We start from the raw sequence: 18869 nt of genomic DNA on the forward strand, positions 1-18869 counted from the left end.
TACTCGTCCAATCTTTCTACGGACAAATGCTGGTTTAGTCATGCTGAGAAGGAGCATTTCAAGCAACGCGCAAGTCCAGGGAAGTAACAAAGAACGGATGGTATTGAAATGAAACTGTTTTATAACGTCGAAGATAAGCCTCCCGTCGGGGCTTCAATTTTACTTGCGCTACAACACATGCTTGCCGCGATGGGAGCGATTATTGCCGTGCCTTTGGTGGTCGGCAGTGCGATTGGTTTACCGACCGATCAAATGGTGATACTGGTGAATGCGGCCCTGATGGTTTCGGGTGTGGTGACGATTATCCAGTGTAAGGGGGTTGGCCCGGTGGGTATTCGCCTCCCTGTGGTGATGGGTACCAGTTTTACCTTTGTCGCAATCTCCATCTCCATAGGTCTGGATGCCGGTGTCTCGGGCATCTTTGGTGCATCGCTAGTGGGCTCACTGGTGATGATTATCGGCAGCCGCTTTATGCCGCAGATCCGAAAGCTATTCCCGCCAGTGGTATCGGGTACCGTGGTTGTTCTCATTGGCTTAACCATCCTGCCGGTATCGGTGGACTGGTTTGCCGGTGGTTTTGTCGGGCAGGAAGGCTACGGTCAAGTGAGCAACCTGATGTTGGGGCTGCTGGTATTAGTTGTCGTGATTGTCCTGTCACAAGTCGGTAAAGGTATTATCTCTGCCGCGGCAATTGTGATTGGTATGACGGTAGGGTACTTGGTTGCTATTTTCATGGGTATTGTCGACTTTTCGCCGGTCCGTGATGCCGAACTTTTTGCCCTGCCAGAAATTGTGCCGTTTGGTCTCAGTTTTACCGTCAGTGGCATTATCGGAATGTCTATTGCGTACCTGGTGACAATCATGGAGTCAACCGGCGACTTCCTGGCGCTGAGTGACGCGACACATACCAAGCTAACCGGAAAGAAACTCTCCAAAGGGATCCTTTGTGACGGTGTCGGTAGTGCATTGGCCTCTGTATTCGGTGCAACGCCCTTCTCATCTTTTAGCCAAAACGTCGGTATTGTTTCAATCACTGGGGTTGCCAGTCGTCATGTGGTGGCTGTTACTGGTGTCATTATGCTACTTGCTGGCATGTTCCCGAAACTGGGCGGTATTGTTGTCACCATCCCATCTCCAGTGCTTGGTGGTGCGGGGCTGGTGATGTTCGCAATGATCATTTCTGCCGGTATTGGCATCCTTTCACGTATTAATTTTACCAAACGTAATATGCTAATCATCGCTGTCGGTGTGGCATCAGGCATGGCGGTGACAGTGCGTCCCGAAGTGCTGACTTATCTGCCAGATTCGATGCGCGTGATCCTTGGCTCCGGTATTACAACGGGATCGCTGGTGGCATTGGCGCTGAATATTTTCTTGGGGATCAACCGCGCTGACGAGGCGGAAAGTGCGCAGGAAAAACGCGAAGCACTGGAAGAGCAAATCAAAGAGTGCGAAGCCTGTAACCGTGCGTTGGAAGAGGAAGAAAAACTGACGGCTCAGCAGGCAGAAGCCGAGCGTAGCTAACTTCCCTTTGCCCAGGTGCGAAGGCTAGGCTTTAGGTAAGACAGATTTAGTTAAGACGTGATTTAACGCGTTTTACATAACAGATTTAATAAAAGGTCAGCGCGGACTCGTCGTGATATCACCCTACAACTGTCGTTATCGACATCGGCGGGTTAGCGCGCAAAGACATAATAATAGAGGTATGTATGGAGTACTCCCAATCTATCAAGGCGATTCGAGCGTCGATTCTGGACATTGCTAAAGTAGTCGATAAACCAGAAGACATCGAAAAGAATATTCGCTATATCGAAGATGGTTTGATGTTGGTTGAAAACGGCCGTATTGAGTGGGTCGGGGAATGGGCTGAAGGGAAAGATAGAGTCCCAGCTTCGGTTCGTGTCCGCAGCTATCCGGGCAAAATGGTAATGCCGGGTTTTGTTGATACCCATATTCACTACCCTCAGGCTGAGATGGTCGGTGCCTACGGTGAGCAGCTACTAGAGTGGTTAAATAATTACACATTCCCAACGGAAGCTCGTTACAAAGATAAAGACTACTCGCGCGAGATGTCGGCCTTCTTTATCAAGCAATTGCTACGTAACGGTACTACCTCGGCATTGGTATTTGGCACCGTGCACCCGGAATCGGTTGATGCCTTGTTTGAAGAAGCCGAGAAGATCAACATGCGGATGATTGCGGGCAAAGTGATGATGGACCGCAACGCGCCTGATTATCTGCTTGATACGCCGGAAGTGGGCTACAACCAAACCAAGGAGTTGATTGAAAAATGGCATAAACGCGGCCGTTTGCTGTATGCGATCACCCCGCGCTTTGCACCGACTTCTACGCCCGAACAGCTAGCAATGGCTGGCAAGTTGAAGGAGGAATACCCTGATACTTATGTTCATACCCATTTATGCGAAAACAAAAATGAGATTGCTTGGGTCAAGGAGCTTTACCCTGAGCAAGACGGTTACCTGGATGTATACCATCACCACGGCCTGACCGGTGACAAAAGTGTCTTTGCTCACTGTATTCATTTAGAAGACAAAGAATGGGATTGCCTGCAGGAAACCGATTCGTCTATTGCGTTCTGCCCAACCTCGAACCTCTACCTCGGCAGTGGTTTGTTCAAGCTGCAAGAAGCGTGGAAACGTAACGTGAAAGTGGGAATGGGAACAGATATTGGTGCTGGTACCACGTTCAATATGATGCAAACTCTGAATGAGGCTTACAAGGTAATGCAGCTTCAGCAGCATCGTTTGTCGGCTTTTGAGGCATTTTATCTGGCGACACTGGGCGGAGCTAAATCACTCTCTCTGGATCATCTTATCGGTAACTTTGAAACCGGAAAAGAAGCAGACTTTGTGGTTATTGACCCATGTTCGACACCGTTGCAGCAATTGCGTTTTGACAGTTCGAAAGACTTGGCAGAAAAGCTGTTCATGTTAATGACGCTGGGTGATGATCGCAGTATCTACCGTACGTATGTTGATGGCCGCCTGGTTTATGAGCGCGGTTAATATCATCTAACTAATTACGATAATACAGATTCAAAGACGTTCTTCAGGGGTTTATATATTTACCCAAGTGACTGGGTATACAGGTTGAGAGGAAGCTCAACATATTTTCTGGGCAGTGAAGGGGCGCCTCAAAGATAGAGACCCTCCGTCCGCTTCACGCCCAATTCAAACAAGGAACTACCATCATGTCTGAAAATAGTACAATACAAAGTGATCCTGCCACTATAGCGACAGAACAACATCAAGGTGGGTTAGACGGTTATTTTCACATCACGGCGCGCGGCAGTACCGTACGGCAGGAATTGGTTGCAGGTTTAACAACCTTCCTCGCCATGGTGTACTCGGTTATCGTGGTACCGAGTATGCTGGGTGCTGCGGGCTTTAATCAGGGCGCCGTTTTTATCGCGACCTGTTTGGTTGCGGCGTTTGGTTCGTTAGTGATGGGGTTGTGGGCTAAGTTACCGATGGCGATAGGGTGTGCCATCTCGCTAACCGCCTTCACCGCATTTAGTTTAGTACTGGGGCAGGGGATTAGTATTCCTGTTGCCTTGGGTGCTGTATTTTTAATGGGTGTACTTTTCACGGCGATTACCGTCACCGGGGTTCGTCAGTGGATTTTAACCAACCTGCCAACGGGGATTGCCCATGGTACCGGTATTGGTATCGGCCTGTTCCTACTGTTAATTGCTGCCAATGGTGTCAACTTGGTAGTGAAAAACCCACATGCTGGTTTGCCAGTGACGCTGGGTGAATTTACCTCTCTGCCGGTTCTGATGTCTATGATTGGCCTAGCGGCAATCTTTGGCTTGGAGAAGCGCCGCGTTCCGGGTGGTATTTTGCTGGTAATTGTGGCGATTTCGATTTTTGGTCTGATTTTTGACCCTAACGTGACCTATCAGGGGCTGTTTGCTATGCCGTCTTTCGGTGCAGAAGGTGAATCGCTGCTGGGTAGCCTGGATATCATGGGGGCGTTAAATCCTATTATTATCCCAAGCGTATTGGCGCTGGTCATGACCGCGATTTTTGATGCGACAGGTACTATTCGTGCGGTTGCCGGACAGGCAAACTTGCTGGATAAAGACGGCCAGATCATTAACGGCGGTAAAGCCTTAACTGCCGACTCCGTGAGTAGCATCTTTGCTGGCTTCGTCGGCGGTGCGCCGGCTGCGGTATATATCGAATCAGCGGCAGGTACCGCTGCTGGTGGTAAGACCGGCTTGACTGCAACAGTGGTCGGTGGTTTGTTCTTGCTGTTATTGTTCCTGTCTCCAATCAGCTACCTAGTACCTGCTTACGCAACAGCGCCGGCGTTGATGTATGTCGGTCTATTGATGCTGAGCAATGTCAGCAAGCTGGATATGGCAGATTCGGTTGATGCTCTGTCGGGCTTGGTATGTGCCGTATTTATTGTTCTTACCGGTAATATTGTGACCGGTATTATGCTTGGCTTTAGCTCGTTGGTCATTGGCCGTGTTATTTCCGGTGAATGGAAACGTCTGAATGCTGGTACGGTAATTATTGCGGTTGTGCTAGTGGCATTCTATGCCGGTGGCTGGGCAATTTAACGATAGGTGCGGGAAGAGCGCTCTAGGTTCTAGGAAAATCAGGCCCTAGGGAAGAACAAGAGCTTGACCTAGCTTCAAGATTCGTAACACCTGCAGGACCCAGGACCCAGGACCCAGGACCCAGGACCCAGGACCCAAAACAAAAGCGAGAGTTTGTTAACTCTCGCTTTTCTGTTTTTATAATTAGTTAGCTCTGTTTCCTTTGTAACCAATCACCAATAAACTTCGCGACATCTTCCGGTTTGTTGAGATCGAGTTGGGGAAGCTCACACCCTTGCGGGCAGTCGCCGTCGGTAACAAAAGCAATAATATTCGGGTCATTAGGATACAGCAGCGGTTTGCCATAGCTTGGCCGGTGAATTTCAATCTTGGTAAATGCCTCGTCACGAAACCCTTCTACTAATACCAAATCCAGCTGGCTATGATCGAACTGGCGCAGGCAGGCGTGAAGTTCGGGTTCTTCACGCTCAGGCTCTGGATATTCAAAGTAGAGCATGTGCCTTTCTTTGGTTGCCATTAGCGTTTGTGCACAGCCTGCGTGGCGCAGTCGGTAGCTGTCTTTTCCCGGTGTATCAGGGTCTATGCTGTGGTGGCTGTGTTTGAGCAGGCCGATCCGCAAGCCTTGTTGCTTGAGTAGAGGAATCAGTTGTTCCAGCAGTGTCGTTTTCCCTGAGCCGCTGTAGCCAGCAAAACCTATAATTGGAGTCATGGTGTTTTTTGAGTGAGCCTATTTGTTTTGATCCTAAATGAAATTAAGCATGACGTCATGATGTTGAGGCGGAAAAATAATGGCTAAGTTAACTGTAATCCAAGCGGATATAACAACGCTCGATGTGGATGCTATCGTCAACGCAGCAAATAATTCGTTGCTGGGTGGCGGAGGTGTTGATGGGGCAATTCACTGTGCGGCCGGGCCTGAACTGCTTGCGGAGTGCCGTACTCTTGGCGGCTGTAAAACAGGTGAAGCAAAGGTAACCAAAGGATACCGGTTGTCGGCAAAATATATTATCCATACGGTGGGGCCTGTTTGGCATGGGGGAAACCATCATGAGGATGAGCTATTGGCTAGCTGTTATCGCAATGCTCTAACATTGGCTTGGCAGGCAGGAGCGAAGAGTGTTGCTTTTCCCTGTATTAGTACGGGTGTTTATCATTTCCCAAAACAGAGAGCCGCGGAACTTGCCATCGCCACGGTCAATGACGTACTGAAAAATGTTAAGAGTATCGACCTTGTTTACTTTGTTTGCTTTTCTGCCGATGACGTTCAGACCTATCAAAGATTACTCAATGGCACTACATCATAATTGTATCAATAGTGAGCTAGGGCGACATTTTTACCCTCAAAGAGTAGATACAAGCTACATTTATTGTGTAGTTCGTTTACATCTGCTAATACCAAATAAGAGGTAAACTTAGCTGCAATAAAATTCAACTTTCGTGATCTAGCGTAATTTCGACAGGGAGTCGCCGTACTGGATCATGAAGAATATCAAATAAGCATCAGGGAGAGTGCAATGTGGGCAACTTTGGATTTTGAAGCATCTGGTTTATCTGATCAGTCATATCCGATTGAAGTGGGATACTCTTTACCAGATGGCAGTGGCAACAGTTTATTGATTAACCCTCTTACCGCAAGTGATGTTTGGCAGTACTGGGATGACTATGCCGAGCATGAAATTCATCAGATATCCCGTCAGGAGTTGCAACTCAAGGGAGTGCAGGTTGTTGAGGTGTGCCATCACCTTAATGCTGTTTTGGGACGATTTGAGTATGTATTTTGTGATAGCCAATGGGATTTATTTTGGCTCGGCAGGCTTTATCATGCCGCGCATATGCGTCCTTCTTTTATGTTGACAGAAATCGGTCATTGGCTGATGCAGGAAAATGGTATCGAGCGGGCCCGCTTTCAGTTGGCGTTGGAGGAGCTCGGGCCGGTAAAGCATCGCGCCATGCATGATGCGCAGCAAATCAGGTTGGCAATCACTCAGTTGGTGGGGGAGATATCCCCCTATACGTAATTAGGTGTTATAGCTATATACGACTGATTTTGGACATCATTACAAATATCAGGAATAAAGCGGGGGATTTAATAGTGCAATCAAGCCATTGCTATTAGAATCCTCGGTTTCCCTGTTTTGATGTTGAGTGACTTTCATTGTTTACGGAAACACTACCTGAATCCTGTTCTGAATTCTCGACACCCCCTTTGCCTTACTCGCTGCGAGTTGCGGTGTTCAACGTTTCTATGTCTTCGCCTGTTCCAGGGCAGATTTTTCAGCAAACTTCGGCCCCGGGTAATGAGCGTTTTTCTCGCCTGGCGGCTATCATTCAGCATGTTCGTCCCGATGTATTGATGTTGTGCGAGTTTGATCATCCTGGAGAGGGGGGCGATGATGGCAGTGTTGAGAATTTTTGCCGCCATTATCTGGCAAGCCCCCAGCATCAGCAACAACCCATCTCATATCCGTACAGATACTGCCCACCAACTAATACTGGCCTAATGAGCGAGTATGATCTCGACGGAGATGGCGAGCTGACCTTGCCGGCAGATGGTCTTGGCTTTGGCGAACATCATGGTCATTTTGGCTTTGTCATCCTGTCTCGTTATCCTGTTCGAGAATCACAGGTTCGAAGTTGGCAACAGTTGTTGTGGCGGGATTTCCCCAATCACTGTATGCCCGAAAATTATTACAGTCAGCAAGCTAAGCAGGTGGTGCGACTGTCATCGAAAAATCATGTCGTCGTGCCTGTTGAGATTGGTGATCAGCTTATTCATCTTCTGTGCTGTCATCCGACTCCACCAGTCTTTGATGGCGCTGAAAAACGTAATGCACGCCGTAATCATGATGAGTTACGACTGCTAACAGAGATTATTGATAATGCCAGTCACCTTAGAGCGGATGATGGCCTGCGGGGGGGACTCGCTCTCAATGACCGCTTTGTGGTAATGGGGGATCTGAATGCAGATATGACCGATGGCGATGGTATGAAGTCAGCTATTCGTAATCTTCTGTTACACCCAAAAATCAATCGTTCGGCGAGTGCCGGTCGGATGACCCCTAAAAGTTTTGGTGGACGCTTTCATCTTCCTTGGCAGCAACGCCAGGGCCGGGCGACGGAGTGGACGCATATATCGGGTCTTCGGTTGGATTATGTGCTGCCGTCGGCGAATCTAGATATATTGCAAACCGGTGTTTTCTGGCCAGACAAAAAAGATCCACTGCGAAGTCTCATCACTGACGAAAAAGGACGATGTCGACCTCAGGCCGGTTCTGATCATCGCTTGGTATGGGTTGATATTGCACTGAAAGCTTAATTGTAGATTCGGTGCTGAATCGACTATCCATTGGTTCAGTCGAATAATTTGGCCTATGTTTAGTGCATAGTAATTAACTGTAGGGAGTTAGTGATGACGGGTAAAGATAAAGCACTGGGGGGAGAAGGCTTACGAGGCCAGAGCGCGGGTTCGACGTCATTGTGTACCGTTGGTAAAACAGGTACAGGGCTGACTTACCGGGGGTATGATATTTCCGATTTAGCAAAATATGCGGAATTTGAAGAAGTCGCCTACTTATTGCTAAAAGGCAAGTTACCAACAAAAGCGGAGTTGGCCGCCTATAAGACCAAGCTGATTTCTTATCGAGGCTTGCCGTTGGCATTGAAAACGGTACTGGAACAGATCCCGGCTGATGCTCATCCAATGGATGTGCTGCGTACGGGGTGTTCGATGCTGGGGAATTTAGAGCAGGAGCATGACTTCGTTGAAGAATATGACAAGGCGGATCGTCTGTTAGCTCTGTTGCCCGCAATTATCTGCTATTGGTATCGCTATAGCCATCATGGGGTTCGAATTGAAACCTATTGTGATCAGGACAGTATCGGTGGTTATTTCCTTAAGATGGTAACAGGTGAAACACCGTCCGAATTACACAAGCAGGTGATGCACTGCTCGTTGATCCTCTATGCCGAGCATGAGTTTAATGCATCTACGTTTACTGCTCGGGTGTGTGCTTCAACCCTGACGGATCTCTACTCTTGTATCACCGCCGCGATTGGGACCCTTCGGGGGCCATTGCATGGTGGGGCCAATGAGAAGGCGATGGATATGATCGAACGCTGGCAGACACCGGACGAAGCTGAAGCCGGTATTATGGAGATGCTGGCAAATAAAGAGAAGATTATGGGTTTCGGTCATGCTATTTATCGGGAGTCTGATCCTCGAAATATAATTATTAAGACATGGGCAGAAAAGTTATCTCAAGGTGCCGATGATGCGGTGTTATACGACATATCCGATCGTGTTGAAGCGGTGATGAAGAGAGAAAAATCGTTGTTTGCCAATGCTGATTTTTTCCATGCCGCGGCATATCATTTTATGAATATTCCCACAAAGTTGTTTACCCCTATTTTTGTGATGAGCAGGGTGACCGGGTGGTCAGCGCATGTCTTTGAGCAAAGGGAGCATAATAGGATTATCAGACCGAGTGCTGACTATATTGGTCCGGGGCACCAAGATTGGTTACCAATTGACCAACGGCACTGACCCAGAACTGATCCGAAATTAAACTAACGAGAGTAATAGGGGATGGATAACCTCGAACTCTTTATCTCGACTGCCGCAGTTGGGGGAACAGGAGAGTGGCTGGAAATTCCGGATGGCAAGCTTTTTTGGGCGCCGGATTTTATTTCTTCCCGTGAGTCTCAGTGTTATTTCCACCAGCTGTTGGCCGAGCTTGACTGGCGGCAGGAAACGATTCGGATGTTTGGCCGTGATGTCCTTCAGCCCCGGTTACAGGCATGGTGTGGCGAAGCGGTCTACACCTATTCGGGACTGACAATGACCCCTGAACCATGGACGCCCACGTTACTGGCGATCAAATCAGCCTGCGAGCAGGTGAGTAAGACTTCCTTTAATTCGGTGCTGGCTAACCTCTACCGTGATGGCAGGGATTATATGGGGTGGCACCAGGACAATGAACCCGAGCTTGGCGCTCACCCCGTTATCGCTTCGGTTAGCCTGGGCGAAGAGCGACGTTTTGTTCTCAAGCATCTTCTCCGCAAACAAAAGATCGAATTCAACCTAAAGTCAGGCTCATTACTGATAATGGCGGGCATGACCCAACAGTTTTGGTCACACTCCGTACCGAAAACTCAGCGCCCAAAGCAAGCCAGAATTAACTTAACCTTTCGGACCATTTTGTAATGGCGCAATATATTGATAATTGACCTAATTCTGACCTGATGTGTAGCGTTATCTGGTAGCGTTTTTGTGCATACATAAGGGATAATCAGCCCATCGTTATGGAGTGATATATGAAGTTATTGAATGCCTGCTTACCTTTAGTTTTCTCCCTGTTTGTGGGGGCGGCCTATGCGGAAACGGATCTGGTTACTGTTGATCTGTCTGCAGCCAGTCCTTCTTATCAGCAAGACGCAGCTCTTATCCGCCAGACTTACGAAACCAATCTATATACCTTACCAGCGTTTAAAATGGGTCATTATGGACTTCGTATGTACCGTCAAACTCAAGATGCGAAATATGGGGCTGCGATATGGTCAGATATGGCGCGGGTTGCCAGTCGATTAAACAAATTCGCTACCGAGGTTTATACCCCGGATCAAATCAAAGCTTACTCAGATATACGAATTCAGAACTACGGAAAAAAAGATGATGTACGCGGAAAGCTACGCTACGCCGTGACTCAATCACAACCCGAGTATTTGTATCTAGGGGTTGATTTGCTTGGCTCAATGGCAAGGGCTAATGAATATGGCCTTAAGCACCGAGAAGATGAAAAATTGAGGCAGGTGATCCGTCGCTACGATTTTGCTGAGTACGCAACCGATCCGGAAATGATTCGAGCGTGGGCAGCGCAATTGGCTAACCAGGTTTATTGGCTACGTCAGTTGGGTGAGCAGGATGTGGTTGATGAGTTTATAGCCGCGTTTAAGGCGACCTACCCGGACAAGAAAGACGCCGATCTTACTGATCAGCAGTTCATGAATAAAATTTATGGCCTGACACATATTATTTTTGCTGCTTCTGAATACTACCAACATCCGATTAAAGAACGGGAATATCAGTGGATTTATGATTATTACCGCAAAAATATCGATACGATCCTATTACGTTCAAAAGAAGACGTGATTGCGGAAGTCGGTATCAATTTTTTGTTGGCTGGGTTGGAGAGTGACCCTGTTGTAGCGAAAACCCGGAAAGCTATTCAGGAGTCAATTGATCGCAAGGCTGGCATGGTGCCTTCGGTTAATGGCGAAACCGAGTTGCTTGATGGTGAGCACCGTAATGTGCTGACTATAATGCTGTTGGACTGGCGTGGTCCCCATGAGGTTCCGACGGTTGAGCGTCAGCCTGAAATCTTCAGCTCCCTTCCTTATGGTTTGACGGCACAGTAACTCCAAAGGCAAAGGCAAAGGCAAAGGCAAAGGCAAAGGCGAGGGATAAAACTCGCCTTGTGCCGAGATATACTTTTAGCTCTTTCTTTGCTCAGGTATCGCTTTCTATCAAAAATACTTACCTTTGATACTTGTCACTGTAAATGTTTTTACCTCCATGCTTTCAGACCAATACACCGCATTCCAGCCTGCCTTCAATTTTAAATGGCGGATAAAGTCTTTGGGGGCTTTAAGCTGCTCCCAGACTTGAGGGAGAAACAGTGCTTGATTGTGGTGATCAGAAAGTATGACCCCGACTTTATTTTCTGTCAGGTAGTCGATGAGTTCTTGTTCTGAACCCACAAGAAGTGGTTCGGGTTCAGATAAGACAGAAACCTCGATCGTCAGGTGATCGAGTTGATCTTCTGTCAGCGGCATGAAGCGTCGGTCTTGATAAGCACTGGCTCGGGCTTTGTTATGAACATCAAGAACTAATGGTGCATTGGCTGACGTAGAACCAAGGCAGCCTTGTAGTTGGCCATTAACTTCTAAAGTGACGAAACTGGCGCCTGGCCTTAGTAGTTTTTTGCCATACAGGTCAAGTTGGGGGGGCTGGGGTAAATCGTTTGAAAAATGGCCACGAATCGCTTCCCGCGCAATGTCTAATAGCTGGGTGAGCTCCCCTTTATTTAGGTTCTGAAATGAGGTAACTGACATATCCAACAACTCTCTCCTTATCTCCGGCAGTGTCTCCGGAGTTTTTTAATTCCACACGTTTTAGTTGATAACCCCGTTGTTTAGCAAGTAAAAGTAATGTATTGATACCCGTTGAGCCGCATGCTTGTTCTGGTGATAGTGAGGGCTCATAGCTCTCGATTAGTGTGCAGGTATTTCTATCTATCTTTTGCGCTTCGGTGTAAGGGTGGTAGTGGCTGAGATCACTGCTGATCACTAACAGGGTATTTTCATCTTGCCATAGCGAATCAATAAGATTGGCTACGGTAACGGGTGACACATTACTGGTTAGTATCGGTAACAAGGTAAATTGGTCTAAACAGGTTTGCAGAAAAGGCAGCTGAACTTCGAGGCAATGTTCGAAGGCATGTACCTGATCTGATACTTCAATATCATCTATATTTTTAAATTTATCAATACTTTCTGTATCAATCGGAATTTTCCCAAGTGGTGTGGAGAAAAAATCTGCGGACGGCAACGCACAGCCAGTAAAGTAAAAGCGGTGGCTGGGACCAATAAGAATGACCTTGTGGATCCTATCTGCCTGAGATTTCAGATAACGAAATGCCTGGGCGGCAACCTTGCCTGAATAAATATAGCCAGCATGGGGCACAATTAGTGCACGGATATAATCCTCGATTTTTGGCTCTGAACCAAGCCAGCTATCAAGCTGACATTTCAGAGATTCTGGGGATTTATCATAAAAACTCCCCGCTACAGCCGGATTACGAATACTCATAGAAATCACGCGGTTATTTCTGACAGGACTATATTTATTATAGGAACAAAATTAACGGTGAGTGATTTAGATGCAACAGCCTCCAAGCATGTATAAAACTGAGTACTGGCATCGACTTGAAGATGGGAGGGTTATTTGCGATTTGTGCCCTCGTCATTGCCGATTACGGGACGGAAAGCGTGGAGCTTGTTTTGTCAGGCAGGCTCATGGCGGTGAGATTGTCCTGACCAGCTATGGTCGTTCGAGTGGTTTCTGTATTGATCCGATAGAGAAAAAACCGCTTAATCACTTTTATCCTGGTAGTTCAGTGCTGTCTTTTGGGACGGCAGGCTGTAATTTAAGCTGCAAGTTTTGCCAGAACTGGGGGATCAGTAAATCTCGCGAAATTGATACGCTGGGAGAAACGGCAATGCCTGACCAGATCGCACTCGCAGCTAAGCGGTACGGGTGTGATAGCATTGCTTTTACCTACAATGATCCGGTGATCTTCATGGAATATGCCGTTGATGCCGCGCAGGCTTGTCATGAACTAGGGATCAACAGTGTGGCAGTGACGGCAGGCTATATCTGTGATGAACCCCGGGTAGAATTTTATCGTTATATGGATGCGGCGAATGTCGATCTGAAGGCTTTCACCGAGCGGTTTTATCATAAAATTTGTAGTGGCCACTTGGCCCCAGTGCTCGATACTTTGTTGTATTTACGCCATGAAACCGATGTCTGGTTTGAAATTACCACCTTGTTGATCCCGGATGAGAATGACAGTAATGCTGAGTTAGATGAGCTCACCCGCTGGGTATATGACAATCTTGGTCCAGATATCCCCATTCATTTCAGTGCCTTCCATCCTGACTTCAAAATGCTTAACAAGCAGTGTACCCCACCGGAGACCGTGAAGCGCGCAAGAGAGATAGCGATAAAAAATGGTTTGAACTATGCGTACGTGGGTAACATTTTTGATGAAGCCGGAGATAGTACCTATTGCCCAAGTTGCAAGAACAAAGTGCTGTCACGTAATTGGTACCATATTGGTGATTCTGCACTAACAGAACAAGGTGTTTGTCAACACTGTGGCTATCAGATCGCAGGGCGATTTGCAGCAATAGAAAAGACATTTGGTCGTCGACGTATACCGGTCAGAATGGGGTGATTTGCTGATAGTTTTCTCAGCCGTAAGCCAAGAAACTTGTAATCAAGGGCGGCTTTCCATTATCTTAGCGGGGAATTGAACCTGAATAGAATAATGGAATTTTATGTCTGACATGACCATTGAGCAGCTTGCGAGCTACCAGAACCTAGTTATCACTCAACTTCGATGCCCATTTTGCGTAAAAGCGAAGGCGATCCTTGATGAACGCGGTACTGAATATACTACGTTAGTGTTGGGTACTGATCTTGAGAAGACTACCATGGTTGAGTTTATCGAGGAGAAGGCGGGCCAGACTGTTCGTACTGTGCCGCAAATCATTCTGGATGGCCAATATATCGGTGGTCACGATGACTTGGTTGCGTTCCTTGAGCGTCAGGTCGACACTGAGGAATTTGGTGATTTCGAGTTGTAAATATATTGATATGGTTTCATAGTAGTCAGCTCAATAATAAAAATATGCCTGTATAAGTACAGGCATATTTTATTAAGTGATAAATGTTTTTACTTTTTAAAAATCAAATAACCACGGGTGTTGGAGTGTACTTCTCTATTTGTTTTGATTGGATCATATGTTTCATATATTCAATGAAAACATTTATATCAGAAGACATATCCAAGTCCTTAAAATCCAAGCATGAATAATCCCACCATGCTAGATCCAGCAATTCACTGATAACTTCTTCAGGGAAACGATATTTAATAACTTTAGCTGGAATACCACCGACAATCGCATAAGGTGGTACATCTTTGGTCACTACCGCATTAGCAGCAATGATGGCCCCATTGGAAATGGTTATACCTGGTTTTAATACAGCATCTGCACCGATCCAGACATCATTCATGATTGTTATGGTATCGCGAGCTGGAATGTTTTGGGTTTGGTATGGTAAAGCTTTTAAACCAAATATTTTTTTATCGTAGGTAATGGATGATGTTGTAAACCGTTCAATAGGATGTTGTACGCCCAGAGCCTTGACACCAGTAGCTATTGAGCAATACCGACCCACTTTGCAAGTGAGCGGTAAACTAGAGCTTGAGTAAGAAAACGCCCCCATTGACCATAAGTTTTTCTTGGCTTCGAACATGCAGTTAGGTTCAATTTCGATGGGATTGCCTGCAACTCTGAACCTGCGAAAGAGGCTTTTTTTGGGCATTATGATATTGTTTTTATCAAAGGTGCTTTTTTTACTAATATCAAAAATGAGCTTTCTAACTTTCATGTCACGACTCAGTAACTTTAACTTTATGAAGGTATAGATTAAGTTGTTATTGTTGATAATTCAAGGCTTAATATTACTGTCGTTTATTTGTTGGTGGTTATATGTGGGGGAGGGTGATTTATCCATAATGACCCCAATAATAATTTTTACCTGTTTTAGAGTTTGATAATGAATTTATAAACGCTAAGGGTGCTTGTTAGAAATGAATTAATATATTTAGCTTATCATTTATTTAATGGGTTTATTTGAAGTTTAGAGTTTTGATCTTGGTTAAAGTACAGATAAAAATATTTGTAATAAGTTACAGATGTCCTCTTAAACAGGTAAAATAGATGCTTGGTTTAAGGACGATAATGCAGGTGTTTGTGTTGGAATTAGGGATTGCTTTTTTTGTATTGCTGGTGGTTGGTTTTTGTATTCTTTGGCGGTTTGATACCCGCAATGGGGTTCAAAAGAGGAATCGTACCTCTGCTCTGTTGGGGCTGATAATTGCTGCTATCTCTGCAGGTGCATATCTATTTCTTGGTGAGCCTGATTTTCAATCGAAGCAGCGTGTTGAGGTTGAAGCGGAAGCTGTGGAGTTAGCTGCACTGTCTGCTCAAGAATTGAACCAAAAACGCATTGTAGAAATTCAGAATCAGCTACGTAGTGATAAACAAAATGGTGAACTGTGGTATGCGCTTGGCAATGCCTATATGTACACTAGTGAGTATGAAAATGCCGCGTTGGCGTTTAGTTATTCGGCCCGTTTGGCTGATGAACCACAAGCAAATATCTTTTCAGCTCAGGCGACTGCGCTCTATTATCGCGACGGTCAGCGTTTAAACTCTGAATCTGAGCACTTGCTGAGCCAGGCTCTGGCGTTGGATGAAGATAACCTTCCGGCATTAATGTTGCTGGCATCTGATTACTTTCTCAATGCTCGTTATCAAAAAGCCATTGATGTCTGGCAGCAGGCATTGGACAGCGAGCACCCTGACCTTAATCGAGTCGAACTGATCACAGCGATCAATCGTGCGAAGCAACTGTTGTAAGCCTTTCTTTTCGATTTCTCCATCGCTCATTATTCTTCTTTGATTTCTTCCCTTGGAAACAAGGGGAGAAAGTGTACTTTCATGTAACTTCGCACCTGTGTACAAATCCGTTGTTTTTGTCAGTTTGTATCATCCATTTCACTTGTCATTCTTTACTAGAGCGTTAGGGCGGACTATTTGTACTTTACCGATAACGGTGAGGATGGAACCACTTTCTGTTTCACCTTGCAGGCTCTTATACCTAAGTAACTTGGGTATAGTTTCTTTCAATATGTTCAGAAGGAGGTGTAGGGGGCTAAACGAAGTACGTGAACTTCAGTGAGACGTGAGTTGCAGGAAAAGAAAAGTCCTCTCCTAATGTAGAAGAGGACTTTGTTTAGTTGGTTAAACTAATCGTTGAAAAGCTCTTAGTAAGAGGCTTCGCGGTTTTTGGCTTGCTTATCCCATTTCGGAACAACAGTATTCAGGAAGTCTTCTTTTTCAGCTTCCATCATTTCCATGTCCATACCTAGCGCTTGTTGTGCTTTTGCTTTGGTAGAAATATCAGGGATCTGAATTTCATCTGTAATACCTTTTGTTGCCAGCAGGCGAACAACCTTGGTACGCGCATCTGTTGCCTTGTCTAGTGCCGTACCTAGAATACGCAATGCCACTTCAGGTGCGTGCATATGAACACCGTGCGAGGCAATCGCATAATCCCAGCGCCATTGTGCGTGGCGGATATCCATCAAAATTGGTTTCATTTCTTCTTCAGTTGCACCTGCATCCCAAGCTGCTTTGGCTTCAAAGTGAGCGGCCACAATTTGTTTTTCAGCACGCAGTTTCATTTCTTGGACACTAGCTTTACGTGCTTCAACCATATCCTGCATGGTTTGCTTGTCTTGGGTATGACACTGCGCACAAGTGTCTTCGAAGCGGTCAAATGGGTTGCCGACTTTATGATCGGTAAATACTTTGCCATCTTCGTTTTGTACTTTAGGCATGTGGCAGTCGATACAGGTTACGTTGTTTTTACCGTGAATACCTTCACGCCAAGTTTCGTAACCAGGGTGCTGGGCTTTTAGCATCGGAGCCTTGGAGACTTTATGAGTCCAGTCCTTAAAGCCGATTTCATCATAGTAGACTTCCATTTCATCTACACCGGTGCCTTTATCCCATGGGAACTTAACGGCTTTAGTTGGGCCGGTAAAGTAATATTCCACGTGACACTGACCGCAGACTTGAGCTTGTTGATCGAAGCGAGACTGGTCTTCAAACTTCATATCAATGGCTTCCATTGCACGCTCAACGTAAGGGCGCGTCAGAGTAAGTGCTGGCTTGCCTTCGGCAAACTCTTTGCTGCCTGTGTTGTGACAGTCAGAGCACCCAATCGCATTATTGATTTCAGCGCCAAGTCGAGCCCATTTACCTTCGAAATAGCCGTCTTCGCCGCGATCGTCAATTACACGTGCGACGTCGGGGCTTTTACAGCTCCAGCAAGCCATCGGCATTGGGCCAGATTTCTCGTCTTTAGGACCGCCGGTACGAAGAGTCTGACGTACATCGGTGACAGCATAGAAGTGGCCGCGGGCTTTATTATAGTCTTTGGCAAAGCCATAACCTGCCCACAGGATCACCATATTCGGGTCGCCTGCCAGCGCGTCATCAATTTCTTCGCTTTCTTCGGTTGCTTTCCAAGTTTTGTATTGTTCGGCATGGGCCTTGGCAAACTGTTCGTTGCGTGGCTCAATCCGAGTTGCTTCTGTATCAGCAGAAGCCGCGTTCGCATTAGCAGTTAGGCATAACGCAGACAACAAAGCTGCTAGCGCGGCAGTATTTCTCGTCCATTTCATACTCACGATTTGTTACTCCAGTATTCTAATTATTAATAGAGCCAAGCGTTGTGAATGCGGCTTATCGAGTAATTAAGAAAAGGAGTTCTTACAAATGATATCAAAAAATGAACGTGTATTAATATAACTGCTTGGTTTGTTGCTTTGGATCAAAGTCGAGATGTTAAAATCGCGGGCTAGTTATAAAATAACCCTAATTAACCCTAAAGGGGTATTTACATCGGTAGTGTGATTATGAGTTTTTTCATGTGTTATTCCTCGGTAAATCAACTACTTATATATATTTTAAATATTGATCTCAGTCATGAAATGTTCATTTATGATGCTACTTAAGGGGTAATTGTTATCTGACTCAATTTTTCATATTTAAAAATATTATTAAATGTAAATGTTAAGCGTTGTGGCTAATAAATCAAGTAAATAAGAATGGATTTCAATTGAAAATGGTTATTATTTTTGGCTTTGTGCCAAAAGTAATAAATAGCAGCTCTATGATATGCAAATAAACATAAGCACCGATTGTTACCCTCTATAAAGGGTGGCAATTATGGAAGATAAAAAGGTGAAAAATGGGCAATTATAAAGTAGCCATGAATACGGTGATTACATTTTTTGTAGCCATCTGTATTTTTGGTTTCTCAATGAATGTTGCCGCAGACTCAAAAGCTGAAGGAGCCACAACAGCGAATCCTTCTGTTATTACTCAAGAGTCAGGTCAACATGTTGTCAAATTTATCAGGGATCGCGATTACGCTTGTACGCAGTGCCATAAAGATGAAAAAGACACGTTAAAAGGGGCGCATGGCGATGTGATCCATGCACAAACAAACCGTGATGTTACATGTACCGACTGTCATAGCAAAGTAGGTAAGGATCACCGTGATGGAGCACCGCAGGTAACTAAGTTTGCGGCGGCACAGACGGTGGCGGGTACCGAAAAGCTCGCTGCCGATCCTGCCTGGATAGCGCAGCAGAATGAAACTTGTGTGAACTGCCATGAACCCAAAGATTTGCGTGAAGTGAACTGGACTCATGATGTCCATGCGCTCGATCTTTCTTGTGCATCATGCCACACCATTCATCCTGCTGATGATCCGATGAAAGGTATCGAAAGGAAGTCGAAGATTAAGATGTGTGTCGACTGTCACTCAGACCAGACGAAAGCGAAGTAGGAG

The 18869-nt window shown here is 45.9% G+C and carries 18 protein-coding genes; 13 read left to right on the forward strand and 5 right to left on the reverse strand.

Features of this window, described 5'->3' with window-relative positions; translation table 11 throughout:
* The first annotated feature begins 108 nt into the window (after nt 1-108).
* The 3 genes from MD588_RS20570 (at nt 109) to MD588_RS20580 (ending at nt 4591) form a co-directional block, all read left to right on the forward strand.
* Entirely contained in the window at nt 109-1524 is a 1416-nt protein-coding gene (locus MD588_RS20570) for a solute carrier family 23 protein (RefSeq protein WP_265699567.1), read from the forward strand.
* A gap of 185 nt (nt 1525-1709) precedes the next feature.
* Complete coding sequence (gene guaD / locus MD588_RS20575; protein WP_265699569.1) at nt 1710-3026, forward strand: guanine deaminase; 1317 nt, start codon at nt 1710-1712, stop codon at nt 3024-3026.
* Between the two features lie 185 nt (nt 3027-3211).
* Nucleotides 3212-4591 (forward strand): NCS2 family permease, encoded by a 1380-nt coding sequence (locus tag MD588_RS20580; protein WP_265699570.1) that lies wholly within the window; start codon nt 3212-3214, stop codon nt 4589-4591.
* A gap of 187 nt (nt 4592-4778) precedes the next feature.
* On the opposite strand, the gene mobB is transcribed toward MD588_RS20580, so the two are convergent.
* Complete coding sequence (gene mobB / locus MD588_RS20585) at nt 4779-5300, reverse strand: molybdopterin-guanine dinucleotide biosynthesis protein B (protein ID WP_265699572.1); 522 nt, start codon at nt 5298-5300, stop codon at nt 4779-4781.
* Nucleotides 5301-5379: 79 nt separating this feature from the next.
* Between mobB and MD588_RS20590 the strand changes: the two genes are divergently transcribed.
* The 6 genes from MD588_RS20590 (at nt 5380) to MD588_RS20615 (ending at nt 11005) form a co-directional block, all read left to right on the forward strand.
* The gene (locus tag MD588_RS20590) at nt 5380-5895 is read left to right on the forward strand and encodes an O-acetyl-ADP-ribose deacetylase (RefSeq protein WP_265699573.1); all 516 of its coding nucleotides are present in this window, start codon (nt 5380-5382) and stop codon (nt 5893-5895) included.
* Nucleotides 5896-6105: 210 nt separating this feature from the next.
* A complete protein-coding gene (locus MD588_RS20595) occupies nt 6106-6609 on the forward strand; it encodes a hypothetical protein (RefSeq protein ID WP_265699574.1) in 504 nt (167 codons plus the stop codon).
* Between the two features lie 227 nt (nt 6610-6836).
* Nucleotides 6837-7907: an endonuclease/exonuclease/phosphatase family protein gene (locus MD588_RS20600; RefSeq protein WP_265699614.1), complete on the forward strand. Its 1071-nt coding sequence runs from the start codon at nt 6837-6839 to the stop codon at nt 7905-7907.
* A 93-nt stretch (nt 7908-8000) separates the two neighbouring features.
* Nucleotides 8001-9134: a bifunctional 2-methylcitrate synthase/citrate synthase gene (gene prpC, locus MD588_RS20605; RefSeq protein WP_265699575.1), complete on the forward strand. Its 1134-nt coding sequence runs from the start codon at nt 8001-8003 to the stop codon at nt 9132-9134.
* A gap of 42 nt (nt 9135-9176) precedes the next feature.
* Nucleotides 9177-9794: an alpha-ketoglutarate-dependent dioxygenase AlkB family protein gene (locus MD588_RS20610; protein WP_265699576.1), complete on the forward strand. Its 618-nt coding sequence runs from the start codon at nt 9177-9179 to the stop codon at nt 9792-9794.
* A 110-nt stretch (nt 9795-9904) separates the two neighbouring features.
* Nucleotides 9905-11005, forward strand: a complete 1101-nt coding sequence (locus tag MD588_RS20615; RefSeq protein WP_265699578.1) for a DUF3541 domain-containing protein — start codon at nt 9905-9907, stop codon at nt 11003-11005.
* A 108-nt stretch (nt 11006-11113) separates the two neighbouring features.
* Here the strand turns inward: MD588_RS20615 and amrA are convergent, their stop codons facing one another.
* Nucleotides 11114-11701, reverse strand: a complete 588-nt coding sequence (gene amrA, locus MD588_RS20620; protein WP_265699579.1) for an AmmeMemoRadiSam system protein A — start codon at nt 11699-11701, stop codon at nt 11114-11116.
* Entirely contained in the window at nt 11670-12458 is a 789-nt protein-coding gene (gene amrB / locus MD588_RS20625; RefSeq protein WP_265699580.1) for an AmmeMemoRadiSam system protein B, read from the reverse strand. The genes amrA and amrB overlap by 32 nt, the downstream gene beginning before the upstream one ends.
* 70 nt (nt 12459-12528) lie before the next feature.
* On the opposite strand from amrB, the gene amrS reads away from it, so the two are divergent.
* Together amrS and MD588_RS20635 are read left to right on the forward strand one after the other, a co-directional pair.
* On the forward strand, nt 12529-13608 hold the full coding sequence (gene amrS, locus MD588_RS20630; RefSeq protein ID WP_265699581.1) for an AmmeMemoRadiSam system radical SAM enzyme: 1080 nt from the start codon (nt 12529-12531) through the stop codon (nt 13606-13608).
* A gap of 103 nt (nt 13609-13711) precedes the next feature.
* Entirely contained in the window at nt 13712-14020 is a 309-nt protein-coding gene (locus MD588_RS20635) for a glutaredoxin (protein ID WP_265699582.1), read from the forward strand.
* Nucleotides 14021-14123: 103 nt separating this feature from the next.
* On the opposite strand, the gene MD588_RS26075 is transcribed toward MD588_RS20635, so the two are convergent.
* A complete protein-coding gene (locus tag MD588_RS26075) occupies nt 14124-14828 on the reverse strand; it encodes a CatB-related O-acetyltransferase (RefSeq protein WP_322784264.1) in 705 nt (234 codons plus the stop codon).
* A gap of 332 nt (nt 14829-15160) precedes the next feature.
* On the opposite strand from MD588_RS26075, the gene MD588_RS20645 reads away from it, so the two are divergent.
* Nucleotides 15161-15862: a TPR domain-containing protein gene (locus tag MD588_RS20645; protein WP_265699583.1), complete on the forward strand. Its 702-nt coding sequence runs from the start codon at nt 15161-15163 to the stop codon at nt 15860-15862.
* Between the two features lie 407 nt (nt 15863-16269).
* Here the strand turns inward: MD588_RS20645 and nrfA are convergent, their stop codons facing one another.
* Nucleotides 16270-17700 carry an ammonia-forming nitrite reductase cytochrome c552 subunit gene (nrfA, locus tag MD588_RS20650; protein ID WP_265699584.1) on the reverse strand — a complete coding sequence of 477 codons (1431 nt, stop codon included), beginning with the start codon at nt 17698-17700 and terminating at the stop codon, nt 16270-16272.
* Nucleotides 17701-18263: 563 nt separating this feature from the next.
* On the opposite strand from nrfA, the gene nrfB reads away from it, so the two are divergent.
* Nucleotides 18264-18866 (forward strand): cytochrome c nitrite reductase pentaheme subunit, encoded by a 603-nt coding sequence (gene nrfB / locus MD588_RS20655; RefSeq protein ID WP_265699586.1) that lies wholly within the window; start codon nt 18264-18266, stop codon nt 18864-18866.
* Nucleotides 18867-18869: the final 3 nt, after the last annotated feature.

Source organism: Photobacterium obscurum, from assembly GCF_026191635.1.
In the GTDB taxonomy this organism is placed as follows: Bacteria; Pseudomonadota; Gammaproteobacteria; order Enterobacterales; family Vibrionaceae; genus Photobacterium; species Photobacterium obscurum.

Coding starts and splice junctions, on each gene's coding strand:
- MD588_RS20590 (WP_265699573.1), top strand. CDS start 5,380: ATGGCTAAGTTAACTGTAATCCAAGCGGATATAACAACGCTCGATGTG.
- MD588_RS20615 (WP_265699578.1), top strand. CDS start 9,905: ATGAAGTTATTGAATGCCTGCTTACCTTTAGTTTTCTCCCTGTTTGTG.
- nrfB (WP_265699586.1), top strand. CDS start 18,264: ATGGGCAATTATAAAGTAGCCATGAATACGGTGATTACATTTTTTGTA.
- MD588_RS26075 (WP_322784264.1), bottom strand. CDS start 14,828: ATGAAAGTTAGAAAGCTCATTTTTGATATTAGTAAAAAAAGCACCTTT.
- amrA (WP_265699579.1), bottom strand. CDS start 11,701: ATGTCAGTTACCTCATTTCAGAACCTAAATAAAGGGGAGCTCACCCAG.
- prpC (WP_265699575.1), top strand. CDS start 8,001: ATGACGGGTAAAGATAAAGCACTGGGGGGAGAAGGCTTACGAGGCCAG.
- MD588_RS20580 (WP_265699570.1), top strand. CDS start 3,212: ATGTCTGAAAATAGTACAATACAAAGTGATCCTGCCACTATAGCGACA.
- MD588_RS20635 (WP_265699582.1), top strand. CDS start 13,712: ATGTCTGACATGACCATTGAGCAGCTTGCGAGCTACCAGAACCTAGTT.
- MD588_RS20645 (WP_265699583.1), top strand. CDS start 15,161: ATGCTTGGTTTAAGGACGATAATGCAGGTGTTTGTGTTGGAATTAGGG.
- amrS (WP_265699581.1), top strand. CDS start 12,529: ATGCAACAGCCTCCAAGCATGTATAAAACTGAGTACTGGCATCGACTT.
- MD588_RS20595 (WP_265699574.1), top strand. CDS start 6,106: ATGTGGGCAACTTTGGATTTTGAAGCATCTGGTTTATCTGATCAGTCA.
- amrB (WP_265699580.1), bottom strand. CDS start 12,458: ATGAGTATTCGTAATCCGGCTGTAGCGGGGAGTTTTTATGATAAATCC.
- MD588_RS20610 (WP_265699576.1), top strand. CDS start 9,177: ATGGATAACCTCGAACTCTTTATCTCGACTGCCGCAGTTGGGGGAACA.
- guaD (WP_265699569.1), top strand. CDS start 1,710: ATGGAGTACTCCCAATCTATCAAGGCGATTCGAGCGTCGATTCTGGAC.
- MD588_RS20570 (WP_265699567.1), top strand. CDS start 109: ATGAAACTGTTTTATAACGTCGAAGATAAGCCTCCCGTCGGGGCTTCA.
- mobB (WP_265699572.1), bottom strand. CDS start 5,300: ATGACTCCAATTATAGGTTTTGCTGGCTACAGCGGCTCAGGGAAAACG.
- MD588_RS20600 (WP_265699614.1), top strand. CDS start 6,837: ATGTCTTCGCCTGTTCCAGGGCAGATTTTTCAGCAAACTTCGGCCCCG.